The sequence below is a fragment of the Sphingobium sp. BHU LFT2 genome, assembly GCF_018604485.1.
Taxonomy (GTDB): domain Bacteria; phylum Pseudomonadota; class Alphaproteobacteria; order Sphingomonadales; family Sphingomonadaceae; genus Sphingobium; species Sphingobium yanoikuyae_A.
The window spans coordinates 94383-117705 of the sequence record NZ_JAFCGW010000002.1 but is presented as its reverse complement, the minus strand read 5'-3'; the positions used below and the strand labels follow the sequence as shown (position 1 = coordinate 117705).

Annotated in this window: 16 protein-coding genes; 7 read left to right on the top strand and 9 right to left on the bottom strand. The window is 65.2% G+C overall.

Annotated features, from left to right (window positions below):
• The first annotated feature begins 57 nt into the window (after positions 1 to 57).
• Both JQK15_RS05805 and hutC read left to right on the top strand, forming a co-directional pair.
• Entirely contained in the window at positions 58 to 1413 is a 1356-nt protein-coding gene (locus JQK15_RS05805; RefSeq protein WP_214864144.1) for a formimidoylglutamate deiminase, read from the top strand.
• The gene (gene hutC / locus JQK15_RS05800; protein WP_214864142.1) at positions 1410 to 2120 is read left to right on the top strand and encodes a histidine utilization transcriptional repressor HutC; all 711 of its coding nucleotides are present in this window, start codon (positions 1410 to 1412) and stop codon (positions 2118 to 2120) included. The genes JQK15_RS05805 and hutC overlap by 4 nt, the downstream gene beginning before the upstream one ends.
• Positions 2121 to 2246: 126 nt before the next feature.
• Here hutC and JQK15_RS05795 read toward each other — a convergent pair whose 3' ends face one another.
• Both JQK15_RS05795 and JQK15_RS05790 read right to left on the bottom strand, forming a co-directional pair.
• Positions 2247 to 3893 (bottom strand): amidohydrolase family protein, encoded by a 1647-nt coding sequence (locus JQK15_RS05795; RefSeq protein ID WP_214864140.1) that lies wholly within the window; start codon positions 3891 to 3893, stop codon positions 2247 to 2249.
• Positions 3894 to 3966: 73 nt separating this feature from the next.
• Positions 3967 to 6885: a TonB-dependent receptor plug domain-containing protein gene (locus tag JQK15_RS05790; protein WP_214864138.1), complete on the bottom strand. Its 2919-nt coding sequence runs from the start codon at positions 6883 to 6885 to the stop codon at positions 3967 to 3969.
• A 294-nt stretch (positions 6886 to 7179) separates the two neighbouring features.
• Here JQK15_RS05790 and JQK15_RS05785 point away from each other — a divergent pair, with 294 nt between their 5' ends.
• The gene (locus tag JQK15_RS05785) at positions 7180 to 8655 is read left to right on the top strand and encodes an amidohydrolase family protein (RefSeq protein ID WP_251007609.1); all 1476 of its coding nucleotides are present in this window, start codon (positions 7180 to 7182) and stop codon (positions 8653 to 8655) included.
• Between the two features lie 42 nt (positions 8656 to 8697).
• Here the strand turns inward: JQK15_RS05785 and JQK15_RS05780 are convergent, their stop codons facing one another.
• Entirely contained in the window at positions 8698 to 10251 is a 1554-nt protein-coding gene (locus tag JQK15_RS05780; RefSeq protein ID WP_214864136.1) for a S10 family peptidase, read from the bottom strand.
• Between the two features lie 105 nt (positions 10252 to 10356).
• Between JQK15_RS05780 and JQK15_RS05775 the strand changes: the two genes are divergently transcribed.
• The gene (locus JQK15_RS05775) at positions 10357 to 11439 is read left to right on the top strand and encodes an alpha/beta fold hydrolase (protein WP_214864133.1); all 1083 of its coding nucleotides are present in this window, start codon (positions 10357 to 10359) and stop codon (positions 11437 to 11439) included.
• 4 nt (positions 11440 to 11443) lie between these two features.
• Here the strand turns inward: JQK15_RS05775 and JQK15_RS05770 are convergent, their stop codons facing one another.
• The 4 genes from JQK15_RS05770 to JQK15_RS05755 all read right to left on the bottom strand — a co-directional run bounded on the left by JQK15_RS05770 (position 11444) and on the right by JQK15_RS05755 (position 17708).
• A complete protein-coding gene (locus JQK15_RS05770; RefSeq protein WP_214864131.1) occupies positions 11444 to 12946 on the bottom strand; it encodes a peptide MFS transporter in 1503 nt (500 codons plus the stop codon).
• On the bottom strand, positions 12943 to 13374 hold the full coding sequence (locus JQK15_RS05765; RefSeq protein WP_214864527.1) for a YybH family protein: 432 nt from the start codon (positions 13372 to 13374) through the stop codon (positions 12943 to 12945). The genes JQK15_RS05770 and JQK15_RS05765 overlap by 4 nt, the downstream gene beginning before the upstream one ends.
• Before the next feature lie 37 nt (positions 13375 to 13411).
• On the bottom strand, positions 13412 to 15214 hold the full coding sequence (locus JQK15_RS05760; protein ID WP_214864129.1) for a DUF885 domain-containing protein: 1803 nt from the start codon (positions 15212 to 15214) through the stop codon (positions 13412 to 13414).
• A gap of 85 nt (positions 15215 to 15299) precedes the next feature.
• A complete protein-coding gene (locus tag JQK15_RS05755; RefSeq protein ID WP_251007608.1) occupies positions 15300 to 17708 on the bottom strand; it encodes a glycoside hydrolase family 127 protein in 2409 nt (802 codons plus the stop codon).
• 115 nt (positions 17709 to 17823) lie between these two features.
• Here JQK15_RS05755 and JQK15_RS05750 point away from each other — a divergent pair, with 115 nt between their 5' ends.
• Positions 17824 to 18840, top strand: a complete 1017-nt coding sequence (locus JQK15_RS05750) for an Ldh family oxidoreductase (protein ID WP_251007607.1) — start codon at positions 17824 to 17826, stop codon at positions 18838 to 18840.
• Between the two features lie 15 nt (positions 18841 to 18855).
• Here the strand turns inward: JQK15_RS05750 and JQK15_RS05745 are convergent, their stop codons facing one another.
• Together JQK15_RS05745 and JQK15_RS05740 are read right to left on the bottom strand one after the other, a co-directional pair.
• On the bottom strand, positions 18856 to 20058 hold the full coding sequence (locus JQK15_RS05745; RefSeq protein ID WP_214864125.1) for a M24 family metallopeptidase: 1203 nt from the start codon (positions 20056 to 20058) through the stop codon (positions 18856 to 18858).
• 3 nt (positions 20059 to 20061) lie between these two features.
• A complete protein-coding gene (locus tag JQK15_RS05740; RefSeq protein ID WP_214864122.1) occupies positions 20062 to 21312 on the bottom strand; it encodes an NAD(P)/FAD-dependent oxidoreductase in 1251 nt (416 codons plus the stop codon).
• Positions 21313 to 21381: 69 nt separating this feature from the next.
• Between JQK15_RS05740 and JQK15_RS05735 the strand changes: the two genes are divergently transcribed.
• Positions 21382 to 22296 (top strand): dihydrodipicolinate synthase family protein, encoded by a 915-nt coding sequence (locus JQK15_RS05735; protein WP_125996849.1) that lies wholly within the window; start codon positions 21382 to 21384, stop codon positions 22294 to 22296.
• Entirely contained in the window at positions 22296 to 23303 is a 1008-nt protein-coding gene (locus JQK15_RS05730) for a 4-hydroxyproline epimerase (RefSeq protein ID WP_214864119.1), read from the top strand. The genes JQK15_RS05735 and JQK15_RS05730 overlap by 1 nt, the downstream gene beginning before the upstream one ends.
• Positions 23304 to 23323: the final 20 nt, after the last annotated feature.

The window sequence follows — 23323 nt, the reverse complement described above, 5'->3', positions numbered from 1 at the left end:
TGCATGATTCGATATTTAATGTATAGACATTATATCGGTCCGGGAGATTTGCAGTCCATGACGTCCCTGTTTTTCGACCATGTGTTGCTGCCGGAGGGCTGGGCGCGGGACGTCCGCATGCAGTTGCAGGGCGGCGCGATCGCATCGATCGAGCAAGGCGCCACCCCGCAGGCCGAGGATATTCGTCACCCTGTCGCGCTGCCGGGCGTGCCCAATCTGCACAGCCACGCCTTTCAGCGGGCGATGGCGGGGCTGACCGAGGTGCGCGGCCCGGCGGGCGACAGTTTCTGGACCTGGCGCGACCTCATGTACCGCTTCGTCGGTCGCATGGACCCGGACGACATCGCGGCGATCGCGGCCCAGGCCTATGTCGAGATGCTGGAAAGCGGCTTCACCCGCGTCGGCGAATTTCACTATCTGCATCACGCCCCGGACGGCGCGCCCTATGCAAACCCGGCCGAAACCAGCCTGGCGATCATGGCGGGGGCGGCGGAAAGCGGTATCGGCCTGACGCTGTTGCCGGTCTTCTACGCCTGGTCGGGCTTCGGCGCGCAGCCACCGAGCACGGGCCAGCGGCGCTTCATCACCGATCTCGATGGCTTTGCCCGGTTGCGTGAGGCGGCGATCACCGGTGCGCGGGCACTGCCTGATGCCGTGGTCGGCGTGGCGCCGCACAGCCTGCGCGCGGTCGCGCCCGACGAACTGGCGCTGCTCGCCCGGATCGCGGGTCATAATCCGGTTCATATCCATATCGCCGAGCAGCAGAAGGAAGTGATCGACTGCATTGCCTGGAGCAGCCAGCGGCCGGTCGAATGGCTGCTCGACCATGCGCCGGTCAGCAACCGCTGGTGCCTGGTCCATGCGACGCACATGACCGAGGATGAGGCGCGATCGATGGCGGCCAGCGGCGCGGTGGCGGGGTTGTGTCCGATTACCGAGGCCAATCTGGGCGACGGTCTATTTCCAGCGGAGGCCTTCCTCGACGCTGGCGGCGTCTATGGTGTCGGCAGCGATTCCAATGTCCGCATCGATGCCACAGAGGAACTGCGACTTTTGGAATATGGCCAGCGCCTGGGCCTGCAGCAGCGCAATGTGCTGGCGCGCGAAGCGGGTATGTCGACCGGCGATCGCCTTTATCGTGCGGCAGTGGCCGGCGGCGCGCAGGCGCTGGGCGCCGCGGCCGGATTGCGGATCGGCGCATCGGCCGATTTGGTGACGCTGGACCTTAATCATCCCTCACTAGCCCATCGCCCGGTCGAGCGCCTGCTGGATGGGCTGATCTTCGGCGCCGGGCGCGAGGCGATCGATACGGTCTGGCGCCGGGGCGTGCAGATGGTAAGCGGCGGGCGGCATCGCGCCCGCAACGCCATCGCCACCCGCTATCGCCGGACGCTGGAGAAACTGACCGCGTGAAACAGCCGCTGCACGAGAAGATCCGCGCCGATTTCGAGGCCCGCATCCTGGCCGGCACGCTGGCGCCGGGCGACCGGCTGCCGACCGAGCAGGAACTGATGCAGGCGCATGGCTGTTCGCGCATGACCGTAAACAAGGCGCTGTCGGCGCTGCAATCGGCTGGCCTGGTCGAGCGGCGCAAGAAGGCGGGCAGCTTCGTCGCGCGGCCGCGCGTCCATTCGATGGTGCTCGATATCCCGGACCTTGCCGTCCAGATCGGCGAGCGCGGCCAGCGCCACAGCTATCGCCTGACCCGGCGGCAGCTGCGCGGCCCGATTGCCGGGCGCGACGAGGAAGCGGCGCTCGCCAATGGCGCGCAACTGCTGGAACTGGATGGCATTCATTGCGCCGATGATCGACCGCTGGCGGTGGAGCATCGCCTGATCGCGACCCGCGCCGTGCCGGCGATCGTCGATGGCGATTTCGACAGCATCTCGCCGGGCACCTGGCTGTTGCAGCATGTGCCCTGGACCGAGGCGGAAAACCGGATTTCGGCGGCGGGCGCAACGCGGGAGGAGGCGACCCTGCTCGGCATCGCGCCCGGTGCGCCCTGCCTGTGCGTCGAGCGCCATACCTGGCGCGGCGGCGATCCGATCACCTATGTCCGCCAGGTCTTCCTGGCCGACGCCTATGACATGGTGGCCCGCTTCGGTCCGGCGGGCGGTTGACGGGGCAAAGGCAAATCGGCGCTCTTCCCCGCAGCTGACAAGGGCTGTCGGCGACAGGAAAGAGCGCCCGTCGACAGGCTCCGGTCAGGCCTCAAAGGCCGCCTTCTGCCTGTCGCTGCGAAGACCTCATGGTAGCGTAGAGGCCTCCGCATTCTCGATCGTCATGATGCCCGGTGGCATGCCGCGTTCGGCCTTCTGCCGGGCGACCATGGCGCGGACTTCAGCGCGCAACGCCTTTGCATCATAGATGATGCCGTCCTTGATCGTGTAATCGACGCCGCCGACCCGATCGACCTTGCCGGTCGCGTCATTGAGCCTGATCGATCCGGTGCCGAACAGCAGCTTCATGTTCGCCAGCGGGTTCCCCTTGATGACCACGAGGTCCGCCTTGCGGCCGACGCGGATGGTGCCGATCTGGTCCTCATGGCCCAGCAGCCGGGCGCCTTCCTGCGTGGCGGCATGGATCACCTCCAGCGGGCTGAAGCCGGCTTCGCGCAGCAACTCCATCTCCTGAATATAGCCAAAGCCATAGAGATTGTAGATATAGCCGCTATCGCTGCCCACGGTGACGCGGCCGCCCCGGTTCTTGTAATCGTTCACGAACCGCATCCAGCGGCGATAATTGTCCTTCCACGCCATTTCATGCTCGGTGGTCCAGTCGAACCAATAGGCGCCATGATTGGTGCGGCTGGGGCGATAATAGTCCCACAGCGCCGGCATGGTGTAATCGGCATGCCATTGCGCCCGGCTCATCCGCATGAAGTCCCGGCTGGTGAGATAGGCGGTGAAGGTCGGGTCCAGGGTGAAGCCGCGTTCCAGCAGCGTGTCCATCACCTTGTTCCACTGGTCCGATCCCGGTTCGGCCGCCTGCGCCCACAGCCGCCCGGCCTCGCCGAAGCGCATCTGTTCGTCATTGTTGATGAAGTCGGTGGGGAAGGCCTGGATACGCTGGTCGGTAAACATCGCCTCGGGCAGGCCATACCAATGTTCCATGCTTTCCAGACCCGCGCCCGACGTGCCCAGCACATTAGCATAGGCGACCAACTGCTGGGCATGGTGCATGGTGCTGTGCAGGCCGAGCTTCTTCGTCTCGTCGAGTGCTGCGTAGAGCACGTCCTCCGGCGCGCCGCCGATGAACTTGATGCCGTCGGCGCCGCGCTTCTTGGCTTCCTGGATCACCGCGCGGGCGGTGGCGGCGTCGTTCACGGGGCCGCGTATCTGGTGGAACATCGGGTAGATGTCGATGCGTGGAGCGACGATCTCGTTGCGGGCACTGCGGGCCTTGATGTCGGCCAGCCATTCGATCGGATGGCCGCTGCCCAGGTCGCGGACGGAGGTGATGCCATGCGCCATCCAGAGCTTGAGGATATAGTCGGACGGCACTTTCTGCGCGTCGCTCAGCGAATGGAGATGGACATGGGCATCGACGAAGCCGGGCATGACATAGGCGCCGGCCAGGTCGATCTCATGGTCGCCGGGCGCGGCGCGCAGCGCGGGATTGATCGCGCCGGGCGCGCCGATCGACTTGATTTCGGCGATGCGGTCGTTCGACAGGACGATGTCGAACGGCCCCTGGGCCGGGGCGCCGGTGCCGTCGATCATATAGACATGGCGCAGCACCGTGCGCTGAAACGGGCCTACGCCCTGGTTGCGGGCGGGAATGGGATCGGCGGCCTTTGCCGCCGGCGCATTGGATGCTTCGGGCGCCGCCAGCGCGCTGCCGCTCAGGAGCAGCGCCGCCAGGGCGAGAATGGGACGGGACCGGACGGCCATGCGACGCTCTCCTCTATAGCTGTTGTAAGTGGCGGGCCGGAGCGCCACGGCTCCGGCCCGCCTATCGGCCGGATCAGAACTTCATTCGTGCGCCCACGAAGTAGCGGCGACCCAGCGTGTCATAGAGCGACACGTCGGTATTGGCGTCGCCGACCAGGGTCGTGCCCAGGATCGGCGGCTGCCGGTCGAGCATATTGTTGACGCCGCCGAAGAAGGAGAAGGTCTCCGTCGCGTCGATCGAGAAGCTGGTGTCGAGATACCAGACCGGGTCCACCGACTTCACCACATTGGTCGCGGTCGGATAGAGCTTCAGATCGCCGATCATCCGGCCCTGCAGGCGGAAGCTTAAGGGGCCGCTGGCATAGGTGGCACCCAGGTTCAGCTTGAAGTCCGGGGTGATGAAGCCGCCGGTGCCGACCGAACAGCCCGCACCATAATAGCCGGCGCAATCCTGCGGGGCGGAGGTGGCGAGCACCTGCGTCGTGCGCTCGAACAGCCAGCTGGCGATCGCCTGCAGCGACAGGCTGGCATCGTCGCCCAGCGACAGCGCACCGGGCAGCGGCACGCGATAATCGACCTGCGCGTCGATGCCGTTGACCTTGAGCGAGCCGATATTGTTGCTCGACACGCTGACATAGTCGAGCTGGCCATTGCCCAGGCGCGTGATCGCCCGGCAGGTGGCGCTGCCGGCATCCATCATCGTGTAGCAGTCGTTCATCGTCTGCTGCGCGTTGACGGTCATGATCGCGTCGTCGACCTTCACGTTGAAATAATCGACCGTGATGTTGAGGCGCGGGATGAAGGGCGGCGAGATGACCGCGCCGATCGTGTAGGTCTTCGACTTTTCCTCGCGCAGGTTCGGATTGCCGCCGCTGTCCTGGTTGAGGCCGAGCGTCGCCTGGGTGAAGTTGGCGATCTCGCCGGCCGGTACGCCAGTGGCGACGCAGAAATTCTTGAGCGCGTCGCTGCGATTGTCGCCGCCCGAGGTCGGGATGGCGCAGGGATCGGTGCCGCTGGAATAGCCGCGGGTCACCGCCGTGTAGAGTTCGGCGATATTGGGCGCGCGGATCGCGCTGTTATAGGCGCCGCGGATGCGGATCCAGCTGACCGGGGCATATTCGCCGCCCAGCTTCCAGGTGAAGACCTTGCCGACCGAGCTGTAATCCGAATAGCGGGCCGCGCCTTCGATCGCGAGCGTATCGAAGAAGGGCATGTCCGCCAGGATCGGGATGCGCAGTTCGCCGAACAATTCCTTGACGTCATAGGCACCGGCCAGCGCCTTTTGCGACACCGCGCCATATTCATTGGCCAGGTCGAGCGGGCTGGGGCTGAACGTATATTTGTCCTTGCGATATTCGGCACCCAGCGCGACCGAGACCGGGCCGGCCGGCAGTTCGAACAGGGTGCCGGCGATGCTGGCGCCCGCGACCTGGCGGGTGAAGATGTCATGGCTTTCGCGGACCGGGGTCAGGAAGGCGCCGGCTTCCGGGCTGATCGAATTGAGGCCCAGGATCGACACGGGGACGCAGCCCAGCGACTGGTTGCGGCAGACGACATTGCCCGAGGAATCGATGACCGCGTCCAGGCCCATCGACAGGCGGGTCTGCGAGATCAGCCCTTCATTCCGGGTGTCGGTGCGGTTGCGCATATATTGGTAGAAGGCGTCCCACTTCCAGTCGCTGCCCAGCAACGATACGTCGCCGCGCAGGCCGGTGGTGATCTGGTAGGATTGCCGTTCATAGCGATAGTTGCGCGTGCCCAGTTCGTCGGCGCGGCGGCCGCCGCCGACGATTTCCGCCGTGCCGTCGCCATTGGTGTCGAAGATGGCGGCATTGTTGGCGAAGAATTGGCGCAGGCTTTCGGGCAGCACCGGATTGCTGGCATAGTTGGGGATCAGCAATGTCGAGGAGGCGGCGCCGGGCGTTAGCGGGGTGAAGCTGTCGGGCGCCAGGATCATGTCATTCTTGGCGTTGACGAAATAGGCCTCGGCATAGGCGGTGATCTTGTCGGCCACCTCATAATGGGCGTTGGCGGCGACGTTGAAGCGATCGAGCGGACGCTGCAGCAGATTATAGGGCGCGTAGTTGTAGGTATCTTCCGGCTGGCAATAGGGCAGGACGGTGCCATTCTCGCCAAAACGAATGCCGGTGACCGACGTGCAGCTGCCACCGGGGGTCAGGTTGACGCCGGTCAGGGCGGCGCGCTGCGCGGCGCTCAGCGGGACGCGCGTGCCGGGGATGCTGCCCGACCCCGAATAGACCAGCTGGCCGTTGACTTCGCCCAGCGGCGTGCGGCTGAAACCACGATCATTCTGGGTGATTGACGACTGGCGCGTCCAGCTGCCCGACAGGGTGATATTGCCCCGGCCATCGGCCGTGCTGGTGCCGAACGTCAGGTCGAGCTTCTTCGATTCGGCGTCGCCGCGATCAGAAATGCCATATTGGGCGCTGGCTTCCACACCTTCGAACTTGTCGTCGAGGATGAAGTTGACCGCGCCGGCGATCGCATCGGAGCCATAGACGGCCGATGCGCCGCCGGTGATGATCTCGACCCGCTTGATCAGGGCGTCGGGAATGGAGGCAAGGTCGACATTGCCGTTGGAATCGGCGGGGATGAAGCGGCGGCCATTGACCAGCACCAGCGTGCGGGTGTTGCCCAGGCCGCGCAGATTGGCGGTCAGCACGCCCGATCCGCCGCCATTATTGACGGTGGAGGTGGTGCCCGACGCCAGCTGCGGCATCTCGTTCAGGGTCTTTTCCAGCGTGACGTTGCCGGACAGCTTCACATCCTCGCTGCCCATGACCGAAATCGGGCTGGGCGCGGTCAGATCGGTGCGGACCAGGCGCGACCCGGTGACGACGATGTCGGTGGAGGGCTGGGCCGCCTCCTGGGCCTGGGCGGTGGAACCCAAGCCGCCGCCGGCCAGGATGGTCGACAGCAACAGAAAGGCATTGCGGCGGCCGTACAGGCCCGCCGGTCGGATCGTCATCATTGGTCTATCCCCTTGTAATCGCTAGGATTCAATTCATTCGACACAGATTATGATTTTGCATGCGCAGCAATGTGGGATGCTGCGCCGATGTCGGCTCCTGCGTACCGGACCGCCTGACGGTCCCCCGGACGGGTGTTCAGCTCCTCTCTCTGTCTTTGCAGCTCTTTGACCGCTTCAATGTATATTGAATATCGTATACTTTAATCATGCTGAGGCTGCAGGAGGCTGTCAAGATTGCAGTTAAATGTCAGTCCGCAGTCGCCGGCGAAAAGCGTCGAACGGGGAGTTAGTGATATGAAAATAAATAGAAAAATTGTTCGTGCCCTGCTGCTGTCTGGAGCGGCTCTGGGGCTGTTCCGGCCCGATATTGTTGCAGCTGAAACAATATGGATACGCGACGTAACCGTCATCGACGGCACCGGGGCCGCAGCAAAGGCGGGGCAGGACGTGCTCGTTGCGGATGGGCGCATCGCAGCGATCGGCGCAAAGCTGAAGGCGCCGGCCTCGGCCCGGCAGGTCGACGGCCGCGGGCGCTATCTGCTGCCCGGCTTCATCGACTCCAATGTTCATGCGACCGTCTATGGCAACCCGGCGCGCCGCGACACCTCATCGCGCTATGCCGACCGGAACGAGGAACTGGCGCTCGAATTTGCCCAGCGCCAGTTGCGCGCGGGCGTCACCACCATGCGTGACAGCTATGGCGTGCTGCCGCCGCTGCTGGCGGTGCGCGACCGGATCGCCAGCGGCCAGGCGATCGGCGCGCGCATGCTGGTGGCGGGCAATATATTGGGTTGGGGTGGGCCATTTTCGCTGACCTATTCGCTGACCGGCGATCGCGACCTGACCCTGTTCCAGGAACAGTGGAACGACCTGCTGGCCCAGGGCGTGGGCGAGGAACTGATGGACATGACGCCGCAGCAGTTGCGCGCTGCCGTCAGCGCCTATCTCGATCGGGGCGTCGATTTCCTCAAATATGGCGGCACCAGCCATTTCATGATGCCCTCGCTGATCGGTTTCTCGCCGCGCCAGCAGGCGGTGATCGTGGCGGAGGCGCACAGGCGCGGCAAGATGGCCGAAACCCATGCCACCAGTTCGGAAGGGCTGCGCCTGGCGGTCGAGGCGGGGATCGACCTGATCCAGCATCCCGAGATATTGAGCCGCGACTATCCCGACGATCTGATCGCCCTGATCCTGTCAAAGGGAACGCTGTGCGCGATGCGCTCCAACATGGTCACCGGCGCGGTGCGACAGAAGCAGATCGCCCGGCGCGCCAGGGCGGTGGCGGACATTGCGCAGATGCCGCCGGCGCTGACCAGCACCGAACTGCGTCGCCGGGCAGCGATGCGCGGCGACGATGCGGAGATCGAGCGGCGCAATGCCGAGCGGCTGGTCGCGGCCGGATGCCCCGTCACGATCGCGACGGACAATTATCTGGGCGATGCGCCCGAGTTTCGCCGCAGCCCCAAATCGCCGGAGCAGGAGCCGGGCGAGGGGAGCCTGCTGGCGATCGAGGGGCTGGTGGAACTGGGCATGACGCCGATGCAGGCGATCGTCGCGGCAACCCGCAACGGCGCGCGGGCGGCGGGCCGGCTCCAGGATCTGGGCACGGTGGAGCCGGGCAAGATCGCCGACCTGCTGCTGCTGGACGCCGATCCGCTGGCCGACATCCATAATATCCGCCGCCTCGGCCGGCTGTTCGTTGCGGGGCAGGAGGTCGATCTTCAGACCCTGCCGCAGACGCACCTGTTCATGGTCGCGGACAAGCGCTGAGCATAATCGGCGCCGCATCCTCATGGACGCGGCGCCCATAGATCACATGGCGCTGTCGTAGAAGGCCAGCAGGTCGCGGCGCAGGCCCTTCATCGACTCCGGGTGGATGTAGATCATGTGCCCGGATTCATAATAGCGATAGCTGATATTGGCCTGCAGCGCCTTGTCGAGCTGCATATGCTTCAGGTCATATTCGGCGCCGGCAAAGGGCGTCGCCATGTCATAATAGCCGTTGAGCGACAGCACTTTGAGATGACTGTTGGTGCGCATCGCGCGGGCCAGGTCCAGCGCGGTGTCGGCCGCCGGCATTGGCCGGCCGCCGCCGCCCGGCGCGCGATGGCGCTGGTCCCAGGCCGGGCTGATCTCCTTGTAGAAATTCGGGCGGTAACTGAGCGGCGTCTTGTAGCCCAGCGTGCCGAACAGATAGGAATTGAGCGCCGCGATATAGGCGCCGCTGATCGAGGTGTCGGCCGCGTCAAATTCGGGATCGGCGGCGCTGTCGTCGACATCGATGCCGACGAAGCGGGAATCCAGCCGGCCGACGGTACGGCTGCTGTCGCGCATCAGTTCCTTGCGGAACCGGCCGAGATCGATGCGCAGCTTGTTCTGCAGGATGAAGCCCTTCGACAGGCCGGTATAGGCGGCGAGCTGGGTGGCGATCGCATCGCGCTCACCATCGGGCAGGTCGTCGCCCTTGGCCAGTGCGGACAGATAGGGCCCCAGGGCAAAGGCGCGCACTTCGCTCAGGAACGGCTCCAGCGTCGCCGGCCGGTTGGGCAGGCGGTTATGATACCAGGCGGTGGCCGCATAGCTGGGCAGATAGGTGACATTGATCTGGTCATAGCCCGGATTGCGGATGCCATAGTTCAGGATCGACGACAGCAGCACCACGCCGTTCATCTGCACGCCGCGTTCCTGCAGCGTGTTGACCAGGCCCGCGGCGCGCAGCGTGCCATAGCTTTCGCCGAGCAGGAATTTGGGTGCATTCCAGCGATTGTTGATCGTCAGATAGCGCTGGATGGCGCTGGCAAAGGCGTCGATGTCCGGATCGACGCCCCAGAAATCCTTGCCCTGCGCCTTGCCGAGCGGGCGCGACAGGCCGGTGCCGATCGCGTCGATGAAGACCAGGTCGCTGCGGTCGATCAGGCTGTCGGGATTGGGGCCGATGGCGAAGGGGGCGGGGCGAGCCGTGTCGGGCGTCGGCGTATCCACCCGGACGGGGCCAAAGGAGCCGACGTGCAGCCACATGGTCGACGACCCCGGACCGCCGTTGAACAGGAAGGTGACGGGGCGTTCCTTCGCGCCCTTGGCCCGATCGGCGACATAGGCGGTGTAGAACATGCTCGCGATCGGTTCGCCGGCATCATTGCGGATCGTCAGCGTGCCGGGCGTCGCGCTATAGTGGATCAGCTTGCCGGCGACCGTCACCGACGCGCGGCTGGGCATCGCCTGTTCCTCGACCGGGGCGACGGCGCTATCGTCCTTCTTGGCCTCATCCTTCTCCGCCGGGGCGGGCTTGTCGGCGGCGATCGACGGCGCAGCCAGCGCCGTCAGCAGCAGGGGAAGGGCGGAATATGCGATGTTTTTCGGGATCATGACTCTGCCTGTTGCCTAAATTTGCGGCGAACCGTACATCGTATACCAAATCTGTCAAATGCGCATATGCGTCATCTTCGTAAAGTTCCAAGGGAGGACCAGAACATGAGAAACCGTTGGCCCCGGCTCGCCGCCGCTGCCGCACTGTTGCTCGCCACGCCGGCACTGGCGCAGGGCTTCGATGCCGCGCAGGTCAAGCAGGGCGACCATGTCATTCGCGACTTTGCTTTCCGTTCGGGTGAGAAGCTGCCCGAACTGCGGATGCATTATCGCACCATCGGCACGCCGCATCGCGATGCCAAGGGGCGGATCGACAATGCGGTGATGATCCTGCACGGCACCGGCGGATCGGGCGCGCAATTCCTGCAACCGCAATTTGCCGACGAACTTTATGGTCCCGGCCAGCCGCTCGACGTCAGCCGCTATTTCATCATCCTGCCCGACAATATCGGCCATGGCGATTCTTCCAAGCCCAGCGACGGCCTGCGCATGGCCTTTCCCCATTATGATTATGACGACATGGTCGAGGCGCAGCGCCGCATGCTGGTCGACGGGCTGAAGGTCGATCATCTGCGGCTGACCTTCGGCACCTCGATGGGGTGCATGCACATCTTCGTCTGGGGCGAGAAACATCCCGGCTTTGCCAGTGCGCTGATGCCGATGGCGTGCCAGGCAGCGCCGATCGCCGGGCGCAACCGGATGTGGCGCAAGGCGGCGATGGACGGCATCCGCGCAGATCCCGCCTGGCAGGATGGCAATTACAAGGCGCAGCCGCTGCTCGGCCTGCGTACCGCATCCAGCCTGTCGCAGATCGCCGGTGCCGCTGCCTGGTACATGCAGGTGCAATTTCCCACGCGCGACGCGGTCGACGCCTATTGGAAGGAGCGGTTCGATCGCGACATCGCCAGCCGCGACGCCAATGATTATCTCTACCAGCTCGATTCCTCGCGCGATTATGATCCGTCCGCCGATCTGGAGAAGATCAGCGCGCCGATGACCTGGATCAACTCCTCCGACGACTTCATCAATCCGCCGGAAATGGGCATGGCCGAAACGGCGGCCAAGCGGCTGAAGACCACCCGTTACAAGCTGATCCCCTATTCGCCCGAGACGCGGGGGCACAGCACCCATACCTGGGCGAAATTCTGGAAGTATGAACTGGTCGCGCTGCTGGCGCGGAGTAACTGACCTCTTATTGGCCGCCTTGTTGCATGAGGCGGCCGATACGCGGCGATACGATCAGGATGATGAGGCCGATCAGCATGGCAAGGCCGCCGATCCGGCCGTAGGCGGCGAGCACCGTGCTGGCCTGGTCTGCCCCTGCCGATGCGCCGATGGCGGCGGCGATCACGCCCGACATGAAATTGCCGCCCGCCGTCGCCAGGAACCAGGTGCCCATCATCAGCCCCAGCATATGGGGCGGCGACAGGCGCGACATCGCTGCCAGCCCGACCGGCGACAGGCACAGTTCACCCATGGTGTGAAGCAGGTAGAGCAACAGGATGAAGAGCATCGGCATCTTCGCCCCCGGCAGCATCATGCCCGCGCCGACCAGCAGCAGGAAGCCAGCCCCGACCTGGATGATGGCCAGTCCGAACTTGGCTGGGGTGGATGGCTCCAGCCCGCGCCGGCCGAGCTTCAGCCATAGCCAGGCGAAGAAGGGCGCGAGCAGGAAGATGGAGAAGGGGCCGACCGCCTGGAACAGCGAGGCTGGCACGGTGATGCCGAACAATGTGCGGTCGACATGCCGATCGATGAACAGGTTGAGCGAGGAGCCGGTCTGTTCGAACAGGCCCCAGAAGACGGGCTGCACCACCAGCAGGAAGATCGCCACCAGCAATCGCCCGCGCGCCGCCGGATCGAGCTTCAGGCAGGCATAGGCGACAAGGCCGATGCCCATGGCTACCCCGCTGGCGCTCAGCAGATAGCCGACCGTCGCGGGGCTGGCGAGCAGGGCCAGCATCGCTGCGGTGAAGGGCAGGGCGCTGGCGTAAAGCCAATATTCGCGTCGGATGCCGAACAGCGGGCTTGCCAGCCAGGCCGGATCGGGCGCCTCGCCCTGGCCCTGCAACAATGGCCTGCCCATGACGAAGACGATGATGCCCAGGATCATGCCTAGCGCCGCCGCGCCAAAGCCCCAGGACCAGCCGATCGTTTCGCCCAGCAGGCCGCAGACGAGCGGGCCGAGTGCGCCGCCAAGGTTAATGCCCATGTAGAAGATGGTGTAGGCCGGGTCGCGGCGCATGTCGTCGCGCGGATAGAGCTGGCCGACCAGCACCGAGACATTGGCCTTGAGGAAGCCGGTGCCGACCACGATCACCGCCATGCCGGCGAGAAAGATGCGGGTCGCGCTCTCACGGTCGCCGCCCAGCGCATCGAGGCCGAGCAGGATATGGCCGCAGGCGATGACGATGCCGCCGAACAGCACCGCCTTGTGCGCGCCGAGGTAGCGATCGGCCAGCCAGCCGCCGACCAGCGGGCTGACGAACACCAGCGCGATATAGGCGCCATAGAGCATGCCCGCGCGCTCGTCGGAAAAGAGGAACTGCTTGGTCAGGTAGAAGATCAGCAGCGCCCTCATGCCGTAGAAGGAGAAACGCTCCCACAATTCGGTGAAGAAGAGGATGAACAGGCCGCGCGGATGGCCGAGGAAGGTGGCGGTGGCGTGATGATCGGCTGGGGGCATGGCGCTCATTGGCAATAGGCGGGGTGGGTCGCGTCCGGCTCGAACGCGGACACATGGTTGAGAGCGATCACCCAGCGGCCCTCGACCTTGCGCATCAGCCGCGTGTTGATGCCGGACTGGCCGGGTTTGGCTGCAAGGTGGAAGCGGCTGATCAGCTGGGCCGCGTCGGGTGCCAGCATCTCGATCCTGATGTCGCAGAAATGGAGCGTACCGCGCGTTTCGGGCGAGGCGCCATAGTCGCGGACATAATGGTCGAGCGTGCCCTGCCAGTCGCGCTGGAACTGGCCGCGCGACACGAAGATGACGCCGGGGTTGAGGAAGCCCGCCATATAATCGCGAAAATCGCCTCGGTTCCAGGCGACCTCCATGTCGGCGATCACCTGCCGGATCGCCGCCTTCTCCGTCTCCGCCGAAGGGGGGATCGGCGCGGCGCCCATGCAGAGCGCCGCGCCGATCAGGGGGAGGAGAATGCGCTTACTGCGCCGCACCGGAAGCCCCGGCTGCGGCCTTGGCCTTTTCCGCCTGGATGAAGCGGTCAAGCTCCGCCTCCATCACCGGCAGCGGCACCGACCCCATGGTGAGCAGCGTGTCGTGGAACGGGCGCTGGTCGAACTTGTCGCCCAGTTCCGCCTCGGCCTTGGCGCGCATCTTGCGGATCGACAATTCGCCCAGCTTGTAGGCCAGCGCCTGCGCCGGCCAGGCGATATAGCGATCGACCTCATTGGTGATGTCGAGCTTCGCAAGCGCGGTATGGCTGGCCATATAGTCGATCGCCTGCTGCCGCGTCCAACCCATGGAGTGCATGCCGGTGTCGATCACCAGCCGCACTGCGCGCCACATTTCGAACGTCTCGCGGCCGAACTCCTCATAGGGCGTCTCATACATGCCGAGCTTGGTGCCCAGCCATTCGGTATAGAGGCCCCAGCCTTCGCCATAGCCCGAGAAATAGGTCTGGCCACGGAAGGCCGGGCGATTGGGGGCTTCCAGCGCATAGGCGGCCTGGAAGCTGTGGCCCGGATTGCATTCGTGCAGCGTCAGCGCGGTCAGATTGTAGAGCGGGCGCGAGGGTAGGTCATAGGTGTTCATCAGGCAGGATTCGAGCCCGCCGCGACCCGAGGTGTAGATGGGCGCGATCTCGTCCGGTACCGGCAGGATGGTGAAGCGATAGCGCGGCAAATTGTTGAACGTGTCCTTCAGCCTGCCGTCCATCTTCTTGGCGACATAGGCGGAATAGGACAGCAGCTCGCGCGGCGTCTTGGCATAGAATTGCGGGTCGGTGCGCATGAACTCCAGGAATTCGGCGAAGCTCCCCTGGAACTTGGCATCCGCCATCGTCTTCTTCATGTCCGCGTCGATGCGCGCGACTTCCTTCAGGCCGATCTCGTGGATCTGCTGCGGCGTCAGGTCCAGCGTCGTATATTCGCGGATCTGGTCCTGGTAGAAGGCTTTGCCGTCGGGCAGCGAATAGGCGTCGATCGTCTTGCGTGCCTTGGGCATATATTCGCCGCGCATGAACGTCAGCAGCTTCTGATAGCTGGGCGCGATGGCGTCGCGGATCAGTGCCTGTGCCTGTGCCTGCATCGCCTGGCGCTGGTCGGCCGGGATGGTGTCCGGCATCGCGGCGAACGCCTTGTAGAAGGGATTGTCGGTGCCGGCGGCCAGGAACGGCTCGATCGTCTTGTCACGCCCTTCGATCGACACGCGCGGCACGGTATAGCCGCGCTTCAGGCCCGCCTGCATATTCGCGATCTGCTCGTCGAAATAGCGCGGTATGTCCTTCATCCGGCCGAGATAGCGGCGATAATTGTCGGCGCTGGAAAAGGGCGTGCGCGGGTTGAGGCCGGTCCAGAAGAAGGTGTCGCTGTTGAACGGCGCCTCATAGGTCTTGTATTTGATCTTGGTCGCATTCTCCCAGACCGATGTCTTGAACACCGCCTTGTTGATATATTCCTCATGCGACAGCTGGGCGTCGGGGATCTGGTCGAGCTGTTTGAGAATGTCGCTCCAATAGGCATAGCGGCGCTGCTGGGTGGCGGCCGTCACGCTGGGCAGATGATCGTCGGCGCCGCCTTCTGTCCGGCCGCTGCCGGGCAGGCGGGCGAATTCCTTCTGGCGCCAGCTCCATTCAGCGTCATACAGTGCCTTGAGCTTCAGGTCGGCGGCGGTCGGCTGGGCGGCCGGTGCGTTGGCGGCCGGAGCTGTCTGGGCGAGGGCGGCCGGGGCCGTGCCGGCGAGCCAGGCGATGGCGAGCAAGGATGCGGCATGGGGCATTTTCATGAATGTCTCTCTTCCCTGTTCGGCGAAGCGATCCGGCGCCCCGCTTCTATCAATAATGTATACGATATACCTTGATTAAGGCGGGTCAAGTGCGCGTTTCGCCCGCGGGCGTGAAAATGCGCGCGCCGAACATCGGGCCGGCCCGCGTCATGCCGGGGGCCGGCTGGACGCGGATGACCACCGCGCTCTTGCCGCGCGTCAGTCCCTCGGGAATGGCATAGGTGACGTCGAAAAATTCGCCCGGCCGGTCGGCATCCAGTTTCTGCGTCGCGATTTTCTGGCCATCGACCAATATGTCGAACAGCCGGTTTCGCTCCTCGCCCCAATAGGTGGCCTGCAGGATCAGCGGGCCGGGCTTCACTTTCATGCGGAATTGGAAATGGCCGTCGGTGCGCGCGTCGCGCCCATGCCGTCCGCGATAGGTGGTGGTGTAGGAGAGTTTCGCTTCCAGCCCATGGTCGCGTTCGGGCTGCATCTCGCCCAGATGCATGACGTCGACTGAGCGTCGCTCCAGGTCACGGAGCCGGGCCTGCTCGATGGCAAAGGCCTGCTGTTCGACGCCCCATTCGTCTTGAGTGAAGCGCTTGAAATAGACGGCGGTGCGGCGGTCGCGCTGCTGGAAGAAGGGCGCGAAACTGAGGTCGGCGGGCTTGCCGATGCCGGCGGTGCGATAGGCGGGGACGGCGCTGGGGGTGGCAGCAAAGCCCTGCGTCACATCGGCGGCGACAAGCGCCGGGGATGGACCGTCAAAGGGCTGGTCGGCCGCGCCCAGATCGGCCGCCAGCACGACCGGGCCGTGCAGCAGCGCGATGGTGCGGGCATCATCCGGCGTCGCTTCGATCCGCAATGCCATAGGCAGGTCCAGCGTCACCTGATCGCCGGCCTTCCACTTGCGATCGATCAGGGCATAGCCATCGGCGATGCGCGGGGCGGGCAGGGGCGTGCCGTTGACGGCGACGCGCGCGCCCTGGCACCAGCCGGGGATGCGCAGCGCCAGGGTGAAACGGCCGGCCCGCGCCAGTTTCGGGATCGACAGGGCGATGTGGCCGTCGAACGGATAGCCGCTCTCGATCCGCAGCTTCGCGCCCCGCGCCGCCCAGTCGGCTTCGCTGGGGATATAGAGATTGGCGATCAGCATGTCGGCTGGCCGGTCGGCATCTTCCCACCAGATGGATTCGCCATGCTTGGCATGGCTTTCCATGCCGCTGCCGACGCAGCACCAGAAATCGTTGAACGGTTCCGACCAGACGCGATGCGACCCCGACATCAGCGGCACCATATAAGCGAACATGCCGGTGGCCGGGTTCTGATGCGCCAGGATATGGTTGATATGGGCGCGCTCATAATAGTCGAACAGGCGCGCCTCGGGCTTCCAGGCATAGAGATGCCGGGTCAGCTTCAGCATGTTATAGCTGTTGCAGCTTTCGCAGGTCTGTTCGGTGATATGCTTGGAAATTGTGCCGGGATCGGGGAAATATTCCCGGTCGGCATTGCCGCCGATGACATAGCTATATTGGCCGACCACCGTCTCCCAGAAGAAATTGGCGGCGATCGCATCGGCTGCATTGCCGGTGATCTCGTGCAGGCGGGCGAGGCCGATCAGCTTGGGGATCTGGGTATTGGCGTGGATCCAGGGCAGGCTGTTCTGCCGCTGGGACAGCGGATCGAGCACCTTGCGATGGCGCAGCCGCGTCGCCAGCGCCAGCCAGCGCGGATCACCGGTGCGGGCGTGAAGTTCGGCGAAGCTCTCGTTGATGCCGCCATGTTCGCAGTCCAGCACCTGCTGCACCTGCGCATCGTCCAGTTTCGCGAACACGCCGTCGATATAGGCGGCCAGGGCCAGCGCGACGCCGCGCGCCTGGTTGTTGCCCAGATGGGTTTCGGCGTCGAAGAGGCCGGCGAACAGCTTGTGCCAATTATAGAAGGGCACCCAGCAGCCGTTGAGGTCAAAGCCGGCCGATCGGATGTCGCCGCGCATGATCTCCGGAAAGATCAGCCTGCCATCCTCGATCACATCGTCGCGACGGCGGGTGAAGCCCGCGACATAGCCATCGCCGGCCGCCGCCTGGCACTCGGCCAGTTCGGCGATGATATAGGCGGCACGGCGGGCGCATTCGGCGTCGCCGGTCTGGGCGTGCATCAGCGCCAGCGCGGTCAGATAATGGCCCAGCGTATGGCCGGCGATGGTGTCATTTTCCCAGCCGCCATAGATGGCGCCCTTGGGCGTCAGGCCGGCATGTTTGCGGAAATTGTGCAGCAGCCGGTCTGGCTCCAGCCGCAGCAGATAGCGGCGATTGCCCTCGACCGCGTCGGCAAAGGGGGAGGGGAGAAGCCGGGTCGCATTTAGCGGCAAGGCGCGCGCCGATTCGGGCAGCGCACTGCCGGTCGCGGCATGGGCGACGCTGCTCCATCCCTGCCAGGCGGGGGCCGTCGCGGCGGCTGTCGCGGCCAGCAACATGGCCCTGCGGCTGAGGGGCGTGTGACGGTGGGACATGGCGGCTCCGGCTTGTCTGTAATCGTTATACCGTATACGATATTGCGATTATGGTTCGGTATCAAGACGGAGGATGCATGTCTATCTTCAACGCTGCGGCAGGGGCAATAAAGGCATGAGCGCGGATGAAAGCGTCACGCTGACGCTGCAGCAGGTCGCGGATCTGGCCCATGCCGTGCTGCGCCGCCATGGTCTGGCGGAGGCGCATGTCGGCCCCGTCGCCGCGACGATCATCGCCGGCGAGCGCGACGAATGCGCGTCGCATGGCGTCTATCGCCTGCTCAACTGCGTCCACACGCTGCGCAGCGGCAAGGTCGTGCCGGACGCCGTGCCGGTGGTCGACCCTGTCTCGCCCGCACTGCTGCGCGTGGATGCGGCCGGCGGCTTTGCCCAACTGGCTTTCGCCAACGGCCTGCCGCTGCTGGTGGAAAAGGCGCGGACGATGGGCATCGCCGCCATGGGCATCAATCGCTGCGTCCATTTCGCCGCGCTCTGGCCGGAGATCGAGGCGCTGACCGATCAGGGTCTGGTCGCCTTCGCCTGTACCCCCAGCCATGCCTGGGTCGCGCCAGCCGGCGGCACCTCGCCGCTGTTCGGCACCAACCCGATCGCCTTTGGCTGGCCGCGTCCCGGCGGCGATCCCTTTGTCTTCGATTTCGCCACCAGCGCGGTCGCGCGCGGCGAGATCGAACTGCATCGCCGTGCCGGCAAGCCGATCCCGGAAGGCTGGACGATCGATGCCCAGGGCCATCCGACCACCGATGCGGAAGCGGGCCTGGCCGGCGCCTTGCTGACCTTTGGCGGGCATAAGGGATCGGCCCTGTCGGCGATGGTCGAACTGATTGCCGGGCCGCTGATCGGTGACATGACCAGTGCGGAATCGCTGGCGCATGATGATGGCGCCAAGGCATCGCCCTTTGGCGGCGAACTCATCATCGCCATCGATCCCGCCGGCTTCCTGGGCGCGGCGGCCGCCGAGCATATGCAGCGGGCCGAGGCGCTGTTCGACGGCATTACCGGCCAAGGCGCGCGCCTGCCATCGCAGCGGCGCTTCGCGGCGCGTCGTCGCACCCCCGATCAGGGCTGTCGCATTCCCCGCGCGCTCTATGAGGAACTGGCGGCGCTCAACTGAGCGCCGCCAGCGATTTCAGGCGAACGGCTGGTCGATCGCGACCGAGGGCGGGGTGAACCAGGCCGCCCCGGTATCGGTCACGTAAAAATGATCCTCCAGCCGCACGCCGAAGCGATCCGGCACGACGATCATCGGCTCGTTGGAGAAGCACATGCCTGGCTCCAGCGGCGTCATGTCGCCGCGTACCAGATAGGGCGCCTCATGGATCGACAGGCCAATGCCATGACCGGTGCGATGGGGCAGGCCGGGCAAGCGATAGTCGGGGCCAAGGCCCGCCGCTTCCAGCACGCGCCGCGCCGCCGCGTCGATCGCGCTGCAGGGGAGGCCGGGCTTGACCGCGTCGAACGCGGCCTGCTGCGCCTCCTTTTCCAGCGCCCAGATGCGTCGCTGTTCGGCATCCGCCTCGCCATAGACATAGGATCGGGTGATGTCGCTATGATAGCCGCCGATGGTGCAGCCGGTATCGATCAGCACCATCTCGCCTTCGGCCAGCACGCTCTCGCCCGGCAGGCCGTGGGGAAATGCGGTCGATCGGCCGAACTGGACGATGCAGAAGCTGCTGCCCGATGCACCCAGCGCCCGGTGTGCGGCCTCGATGAAGCGACGCACCTCGGTCGCGGTGATGCCGGGGCGCAGGATGCGGGCGGCGCGGCGATGCACCTCCAGCGTCATCGACTTGGCCTGCTGCATCAGGGCGAGTTCGGCGGCCGACTTGCGGCTGCGGCAACCATCGATCACGGCCGAGGCGGCGATCAGCGTCACGTCCGGCGCGGCAGCACGAATGCGCTCGACGAACAGGAAGGCCATGGCTGGGTCGATCCCCAGCCGGGCGACGCCCAGCGTCTGGAGCGCATCGGCGACCAGGGCGGACGGGCTTTCATCCTCTTCCCACAGGCGCAGGTCGCCGGCATCGATCTTGAGGTCGGCTTCCAGCGATCCGCGCTCGAAGCGGGGGCAGATCAGGATCGGCTCGCCGCTGAGCGGCAGCAGCATCGCCACCAGTCGTTCGCTCGCGCCCCAGGGCACGCCAGCGAAATAGGCAAGGCTGGTCCCGGCATCGATCAACAGCGCGTCCAGCCCTTCCTGCGCCATCAGGGCGCGGGCCTTGGCGATGCGCGCCTGATATTCGGCGGCGGCGATGGCCGGCGCACGATTGGACCAGGGGGCAAGCCCGGCCAGTTCGGTGGCGGCGTCGGAGCCGCCGATCTGCTGTGTCATACTCTATCCTTCAAAGCGGCGGAGCGAAAAGGGCGTGGCGTCGACCGGCGGCGGCGCGCCGGTGGCAAGCGCGGCGATGATTTCCCCGGTCAGTGGTCCCAATGTCAGCCCCAGATGCTGGTGGCCGAACGCATAGAGCAGGTTGTCCGCCCGGTCACTCCGGCCGATCGCCGGAAGATAATCGGGCAGGGTCGGGCGGGCGCCGATCCACGGCTTTGCATCCGCCTCGATCGGCAGGCCCAGAGCGGCGGCATGGGTGCGCAGCCTTTGCCATTTGCGCGGATCGGGCGGGGCGAAGAGGCTGGAAAATTCGACGAAGCTCGCCGCGCGCAGGCCGCTCTCGAACCGGGTGACGATCATCGATCGATCCTCGAACACCACCGGCGGCATGTCCATCGGCCAGCCTTCGGGCGGGTTCGGCGTCTGCAGATGATAGCCGCGTTCGGCGATGATCGGCACCTTGTGGCCCAGCGGGCGAAGCAGGACGTCCGATGCGGCACCGGTCGTGACGATGACATGGTCCGCGTCCAGCGTCCGGCCGTCGGCCAGTTGCACCTGCGCCTTTCCATCACGAGTGGGAAGCGCGCTAACCTCCGCCTGCTCGATCCGCCCGCCTGCCGCCAGCAGCGCCTCTTTCAGATCCTGCGCCAGTCGGGTCGGGTCGGCGATGCGGCCACTGCCCTCGCAGCGAATCGCGCCGATGATCGGATGCGGGAACAGGGTTTCGAGCAGGGCCAGCTCGCGCGGCGTTGCGTCACGGAAGCGCGCCGTGCCGCAATCGGCCGCCATCCAGGCGCGGCGCCCGGCCAGCGCGCTCGCCTCGCTTTCCCAGACGATGAAATGCCCATCCTCGATCAGACGGCTCGGGCCCGCGCACAGCGCGTCGATCCGTTGCCAGGCAGGCATTGCTCCTTTCAACATTGCCTTTAACGCGGCGCGTCCTGCCGCAAAGCGCGATGGGCGCGCGGCGTTCAACAGGCGCAGTGAGAAGGGTAGCCAGCGGCCGATGTCGCGCCAAGGCAGACCGAGCGCGCCGCCGCGCCAGAACAGCCGCCGGGGAAAGCTGCGTATCGTTGCCATCGATGCCAGCGGATCGATCTGCTCCACCGCGACGTGGCCGGCATTGCCCCAGGATGCGCCGCGCAGCGGGTTTTCCCGTTCGATCAGCAGCGTTGAAATTCCCTTTTCCTGCAATCGGATAGCGCAGGATGTTCCGACGATACCGCCGCCGATGATGATTGCGTGTTGGGTCAATTGACTTCTTTTCACTTGGCGTTGACAATTAGATACCGTATACGATCCTCAGTTTCAACGGAGGCTTATGTGAATTCCTCAAAATTGACGTGGCGTGGTGTCTACCCTGCCGCCACCACCCAGTTCACCCCCGATCTGGACGTTGATATCCCCGCAACCCAGGCTGTCCTGGATGCGCTGGTGAAGGATGGCGTCGACGGCCTCATCATCGCCGGCACCTGCGGGGAGAACAACTCGCTGGAAGCCGAAGAAAAGCGCGCTGTCGTCAAGGCGGCGGTCGAGGTCGTGGATGGCCGCGTGCCGATCCTGGTCGGCGTGTCCGAATTCACCACTCGCCGCGCCGTCACCTTCGCGCAGGACGCGGAAAAGCTGGGTGTCGATGGGCTGATGCTGCTGCCCGCCATGGTCTATGTGCCGACCGTGGGCGAGCTTTGCACCCATTTCGAGACGGTGGCCAAGGCGACGTCGCTGCCGATCATGCTCTACAACAACCCGCCGGCCTATCGCGTGAATATCGGCATCGACGCGCTCACCCGCCTCGCCGACACGCCCAACATCGTCGCGGTCAAGGAAAGCGCGCCCGATCCGCGTCGCTTCACCGACCTGATCAACGCCTTTGGCGACCGCTATATCCTGATGGCGGGCCTGGACGATGTCGCGTTCGAGGGCTTGTTGCTCGGCGCCCATGGCTGGATTTCCGGTCTCACCAGCGCCTTCCCGCGCGAATCCGTGGCGCTGGTCGCGGCGATCAACCGGGGCGATCTGGAAGAAGCACTGCGCATCTATCGCTGGTTCATGCCGCTGTTGCACCTCGATGCCGATCATGATCTGGTCCAGTCGATCAAGCTGGCCGAAAGCATCATGGGACGCGGCACCGAGCATGTTCGCCTGCCGCGCATGCCGCTGGAAGGCCAGCGTCGCGCCGACGTCATCCGCTGGGTCGAGCAGTGCGCCGCTACCCAGCCCAGCCTGACGGCGGCCTGATGTCCGCGGTGCGCCACACCTTCTTCTGTATAGACGGCCATACGGCGGGCAATCCCGTTCGTCTGGTCGCGGGCGGCGCGCCGCTGCTCAAGGGAAAGTCCATGGCGGAACGCCGCCTGGACTTTCTCGACCGCTTCGACTGGATCCGGACCAGTCTCTGCTTCGAGCCGCGCGGCCATGACATGATGTCGGGTGGCTTCCTCTATCCGCCGACGCGAGAGGATACCGACATCGGCATCCTCTTCATCGAGACCAGCGGTTGCCTGCCGATGTGCGGTCATGGCACGATCGGCATGGTGACGTTCGGCCTGGAAAATGGCCTGATCCAGCCGGCGACGCCGGGCAGGCTGCGGGTCGAAGTGCCAGCCGGCGTCATCGACATCAATTATACGAGCGACGGCAAGCGCGTGACATCGGTCAAGATCCGCAACGTCCCCGCCTATCTGGCGGCGGAGGGCATCGCAATCGACGTGCCGGGCTTCGGCCCGCTCAGCGTCGATGTCTCCTATGGCGGCAATTACTACGCGATCGTCGAACCGCAGGGCGCCTATACCGGCCTCGACGATCTCGGCGCATCGCGCATCGTGGAACTCAGCCGCACGATCCGCGAACTGGTGCGCGAACAATATCAGCCGGTCCATCCGCTCGAACCCAGCATCAAGGGGGTGAGCCATGTCCTGTGGGCCGACAAGCCCAAGGGCGAGGGCGCCGATGGCCGCAATGCCGTCTTCTATGGCGAGCGGGCGATCGACCGCAGCCCCTGCGGCACCGGCACGTCGGCGCGGCTGGCGCATCTGGCGGCCAAGGGCAAGCTGAAGGTCGGCGACCGGTTCGTGCATGAAAGCTATATCTGCAGCCGCTTCATTGGCCGGGTCGAGGCCGAGACGATGATCGGCGACCAGAAGGCGATCATCCCCTCGATCGAAGGATCGGCGATCGCCACCGGCTTCAACACCATCTGGGTCGATCGCGAAGACCCGTTCTGGGCCGGCTTCACGGTCGTATGAAACCCAAGGCGCAGAGCGGA

Bases quoted from the DNA above. Each gene is read 5' to 3' on its own strand.
- JQK15_RS05760 (WP_214864129.1), bottom strand. From the start codon at position 15,214: ATGAAAATGCCCCATGCCGCATCCTTGCTCGCCATCGCCTGGCTCGCC.
- JQK15_RS05795 (WP_214864140.1), bottom strand. From the start codon at position 3,893: ATGGCCGTCCGGTCCCGTCCCATTCTCGCCCTGGCGGCGCTGCTCCTG.
- JQK15_RS05790 (WP_214864138.1), bottom strand. From the start codon at position 6,885: ATGATGACGATCCGACCGGCGGGCCTGTACGGCCGCCGCAATGCCTTT.
- JQK15_RS05750 (WP_251007607.1), top strand. From the start codon at position 17,824: ATGAGCGCGGATGAAAGCGTCACGCTGACGCTGCAGCAGGTCGCGGAT.
- JQK15_RS05805 (WP_214864144.1), top strand. From the start codon at position 58: ATGACGTCCCTGTTTTTCGACCATGTGTTGCTGCCGGAGGGCTGGGCG.
- JQK15_RS05780 (WP_214864136.1), bottom strand. From the start codon at position 10,251: ATGATCCCGAAAAACATCGCATATTCCGCCCTTCCCCTGCTGCTGACG.
- JQK15_RS05775 (WP_214864133.1), top strand. From the start codon at position 10,357: ATGAGAAACCGTTGGCCCCGGCTCGCCGCCGCTGCCGCACTGTTGCTC.
- JQK15_RS05745 (WP_214864125.1), bottom strand. From the start codon at position 20,058: ATGACACAGCAGATCGGCGGCTCCGACGCCGCCACCGAACTGGCCGGG.
- JQK15_RS05755 (WP_251007608.1), bottom strand. From the start codon at position 17,708: ATGTCCCACCGTCACACGCCCCTCAGCCGCAGGGCCATGTTGCTGGCC.
- JQK15_RS05785 (WP_251007609.1), top strand. From the start codon at position 7,180: ATGAAAATAAATAGAAAAATTGTTCGTGCCCTGCTGCTGTCTGGAGCG.
- JQK15_RS05730 (WP_214864119.1), top strand. From the start codon at position 22,296: ATGTCCGCGGTGCGCCACACCTTCTTCTGTATAGACGGCCATACGGCG.
- JQK15_RS05770 (WP_214864131.1), bottom strand. From the start codon at position 12,946: ATGAGCGCCATGCCCCCAGCCGATCATCACGCCACCGCCACCTTCCTC.
- JQK15_RS05765 (WP_214864527.1), bottom strand. From the start codon at position 13,374: ATGGGCGCCGCGCCGATCCCCCCTTCGGCGGAGACGGAGAAGGCGGCG.